Here is a 4,294-nt window from a genome sequence, read left to right as displayed (position 1 = left end):
CTCGCCTCCAGCTGGACCGATGAGAGCAACTCTCAGCGCGTCAAGGTGAAGAACGTGAAGTCCATCACCCAGCTGCCGCTCACCGGTGGCGCGGGCATCATCCTGTTCTCCGTCATCGCGGCGCTGCTCGTCGCGGTCGCGGCGGTGGCCACCATCAGGATCCGCGCCGTCAAGCGCGAACTGCAGGACTGAACGGGAGCCGCGCCCAACTACGTGGTTATGTGACCGCGAGATAATCGCAACGAAGGCCGACCGCCAAATCCGACTGGGATTGGCGGCCGGCCTTTTTGCGTGTTTCACCTGTCTCGTGTAGCGAATTCCTTCATCCTGACGAGCCAATATGAGGCGGAAGGGTTATGGATACGGGCCATCAAAGGAAAGGAAGGAAAATTTTCCCATCCGGAAAACCTTGCAAAGCCGCGTTTCGCGATTCATACAATGCGAAATGGAACCGCGGATTTTCGCACTAGGAAGTGGATATTCCGCGGTGGGGTGCAAGACGAACGAAAGGACGACGACATGGTCGCGAAAGTCACGGTGACTTCTCCGTTCTGGAAGCAGTATCGCGAGAACGTTGCCAAGGAAGTGATTCCTTATCAGTGGGCCGTTATCAACGACGAGCAGCGCATTGATATTCCGGAAGATCCTTCCGGTGTGGAAGTCGAGGCTCTTTCCCACGAATGGAGCCACGCGGTGCGCAACCTGCGCGTCGTGGCCGGTGACGAGAAAGCCGACTTCAACGGTATGGTCTTTCAGGATTCCGACGTGTACAAGTGGCTGGAAGAGGCCGCTTACGCGCTGGCTTACGAGAACAACCCGGAGCTCAAGGATCTGTGCGACCGTCTGGTCGATCTGATCGCCCGTGCGCAGGACAAGGACGGCTACCTGGACACTCCGTTCCAGATCAAGTCCGGCTCCTACTCCAAGCGTCCGCGCTTCAGCCAGATCCAGCAGAGCCACGAAATGTATGTGATGGGCCACTACATCGAGGCCGGCGTCGCCTACTACGAGGTCACCGGCAACGAGCAGGCCCTTGAGGTCGCCAAGAAGATGGCCGACTGCCTCGACGCCAACTTCGGTTACGGCGAAGGCAAGATCCCGGGAGCCGACGGTCACCCGGAGATCGAGCTCGCCCTGGCCCGCCTGTACGAAGTCACCAAGGAAGACCGTTACCTGAAGCTCGCCAAGTTCTTCATCGACGTGCGCGGCGAGGACCCGAGCTTCTACGACAAGCAGAACCAGGCTGCCCGCGAATCCGGCGCGACCCCGATCTTCCCGCAGATGCTCGCCTGGAGCCACGAGTACACGCAGACCGCGCGTACCATCCGCAAGCAGCAGACCGCCGAGGGCCACGCCGTGCGCGTCGCCTACATGCTGACCGGCGTCGCCCACGTGGCGCGCCTGTCCAACGACCAGGAGCTGCGCGACACCGCCCAGCGCCTGTGGGAGGACATCGTCCGCCGTCGTATGTACATCACCGGTGGCGTCGGCTCCACCCACGTCGGCGAGGCCTTCACCTACGACTACGACCTGCCGAACGACACCATGTACGGCGAGTCCTGCGCTTCCGTCGGTATGAGCTTCTTCGCCCGCCAGATGCTCGACATCGCCATCAAGGGCGAATACGCCGACGTGCTGGAGAAGGAGATCTTCAACGGCGCCATCTCCGGCATCGCTCTGGACGGCAAGCACTTCTACTACGTGAACCCGCTGGAGGCCGACCCGGTCGCCTCCGACCACAACCCGGACCGCGCCCACGTGCTGATGCACCGCGCCGAGTGGTTCGGCTGCGCCTGCTGCCCGGCCAACATCGCCCGCTTCATCGCGTCCGTCGACCGTTACCTGTACACGGTGAAGGATGCCGACCGCGTGATCGCCGCCCACCAGTTCATCGCCAACGACGCGACGTTCTTCGACGGCGTCACCGTGAGCCAGGAATCCAACTTCCCGTGGGACGGCAACGTGAAGTTCACCGTCAACGTGCCGGCAGGCGCCGAGGCCGTGAAGTTCATGGTCCGCATCCCGGGCTGGTCCGCCAACAACTACAAGCTTGCCGTCAACGGTACCGACGTCACCGAGACCGCTGCCGTCAACGATGGCTTCGTCACCTTCGACGTCGCCGCAGGCGAGACCGTCATCGAACTGACCCTCGACATGTCCGTGCGCTACGTCCGCTCCAAGTCCAGCGTGCGCCATGATGCGGGTAAGGTCGCCGTCATGCGTGGCCCGGTCGTCTACTGCGCCGAGGAATCCGACAACCCGAAGCCGCTGTGGAACTACCGTATCCACCACACCACCGCCGCCGAGGCCACCGACGAGTACGTCGCCGACGAGCTCAACGGTATCGAGCGCGTGGAGGTTCCGGCTTCCAAGCGTGCGGAAGACAACAACGACGCTCCGCTGTATGCGGACGCCCACGAGACTCTGCCTGACCTGCCGGTCACGCTGAAGCTCATTCCGTACTACGCATGGGCCAACCGCGAGATCGGCCAGATGCAGGTTTGGTTCGATTCCGACTTCTGATAGTCGGGAGCGAATCTGCTCCAAAATTCATGGATGCCCGGGCACATACGGGCATCCGCACTTTATAAAAAACCAAGGAAGGGAATAACCAATGAGCGCAACAACTGCTTCCGCGCAGTCCGGCGCTGTCAAGCTGCCGTTGAAGGAGAAGATCAGCTACTCCTTCACCGATATGGCTGGCAACCTGTTGTACGTCACCATTTCTTCGTACATCATGTACTTCTACACCGATGTGTTCGGCATCGCCGCTTCCGGTGCCCTCGGTGCAGCGACCATTCTGCTGGTCGCGCGTTTCGCGGACGCCATCTCCGCTGTCGTGTGGGGCTCCATCGTTGACCACACGAACACCAAGTGGGGCCAGAGCCGTCCGTGGTTCCTGTGGCTGTGCATCCCGTTCGCCGTGACCGTGTTCATCGCGTTCACCGCTCCGAGCCTGCCGAACGCCTCCATGAAGTTCTGGTACGCGCTGGTCACCTACATCCTGGCCGCAGGTGCCGTATACACCGGTATCCAGACCCCGATCACCGCTATTCTGCCGAACCTGACCTCCGACCCGAAGGAACGTAACGTCGCCAACACCTTCCGTATGGCTGGCGGCCAGATTGGTTCCTTCATCACCTCCGCTCTGACCATCCCGCTGGTCGGCTTCTTCGGCGCTGCCCTCGGTGGCGGTGCCAAGGTCGGCTTCATGGTCGTCACCGCCATCTACGGCGTGATCGCCATCGTCCTGCTGCTGCTTGCCTTCAAGAACCTGCGTGAGCGCAACTTCAACCCGGCTGCTTCCAAGCCGATTCCGTTCAAGGACTCCCTGCGCGCAGCCAAGGGCAACTGGCCGTGGATCATCCTGGTCGTCGCCTTCGTGGTCTACTGGGTCGCCCAGTCCACCCGTAACGGCGTGTCCACCTACTACGCCAAGTACAACCTCGGCAACGAGAACCTGACCTCCCTGTTCAACGGCGTGCAGCTCATCGGCCTCGTCGGCACCGCTCTGATGCCGATCCTGACCAAGAAGCTCAAGAGCAAGACCTTCACCATGATGGTCGGCCTGGCCATCGGTGCTGTCGGCCAGCTCCTCATGCTCACCCCGCTCGCCAAGGGCTCCGTCGCTTGGGCCGTCGCTTTCTGGACCATCGGCGTCATCGGCGCCGCCATCGCGTGTGGTATGCCGTTCGGCATGCTGGCCGACACCGTGGATTACGGTGAGTGGAAGACCGGCGTTCACGCCGCAGGCTTCCTGACCGCCGTCGGTTCCGCGTTCTGCATCCAGGTCGGTTCCGGCTTCGGCGCTTTCGTGCCGCTGGAGATCATGAACGCCAACGGCTACGTGGCCAACGCCGAGCAGTCCCAGCAGTCCCTGAACGCCATCAGCTTCTGCTTCGTCACTCTGCCGGTCATCGTTTACGCGATCGTCGCCGCCATCATGTGCTTCTACATCAAGTTCGAGAAGATGGAGCCGCAGATCAAGGCTGAGCTCGCCGAGCGTCACGCCAAGGCTGCCGCTGCTGAGGCTCAGGCCTGATTGAGCACTCGGGAGAGTGCGTGAAACCACTCTCCTCTGATTTCTGTGTTGTGTGAAACGGTGGCAATGTTTTCGGACATTGCCACCGTTTTTTGCATGCGAAAATGCTTATTGCCGTTGCGAAACTAATTTTCGCAACGGCAATTATTCGTTACCGGCATTTATTGCCACCGGTATATGGGCAAAAAGTTTCGGCAATCCGGCAAAAGGATTTTTCATCAGTCGAGCGGCAACGTGGATTCCCGTTGAATG

Annotated in this window: 3 protein-coding genes; all 3 read left to right on the top strand. The window is 60.9% G+C overall.

Annotation, left to right across the window (positions count from 1 at the left end; all coding sequences use genetic code 11):
• A partial coding sequence (locus B3C64_RS04805) for an LPXTG cell wall anchor domain-containing protein (RefSeq protein ID WP_291534109.1) occupies positions 1-192 on the top strand: 192 nt, incomplete at its 5' end.
• A 327-nt stretch (positions 193-519) separates the two neighbouring features.
• Positions 520-2,523 (top strand): glycoside hydrolase family 127 protein, encoded by a 2,004-nt coding sequence (locus B3C64_RS04800; protein ID WP_291534107.1) that lies wholly within the window; start codon positions 520-522, stop codon positions 2,521-2,523.
• A 91-nt stretch (positions 2,524-2,614) separates the two neighbouring features.
• On the top strand, positions 2,615-4,042 hold the full coding sequence (locus B3C64_RS04795) for an MFS transporter (protein WP_291534105.1): 1,428 nt from the start codon (positions 2,615-2,617) through the stop codon (positions 4,040-4,042).
• The last annotated feature ends 252 nt before the right edge of the window (positions 4,043-4,294 follow it).

Origin of the sequence: Bifidobacterium sp. UBA6881, assembly GCA_002451435.1 — a bacterium.
Taxonomy (GTDB): Bacteria; Actinomycetota; Actinomycetes; order Actinomycetales; family Bifidobacteriaceae; genus Bifidobacterium.
The sequence above is the reverse complement of the archived record's forward strand: the minus strand, read 5'-3'. Positions and strand labels throughout refer to the sequence as shown.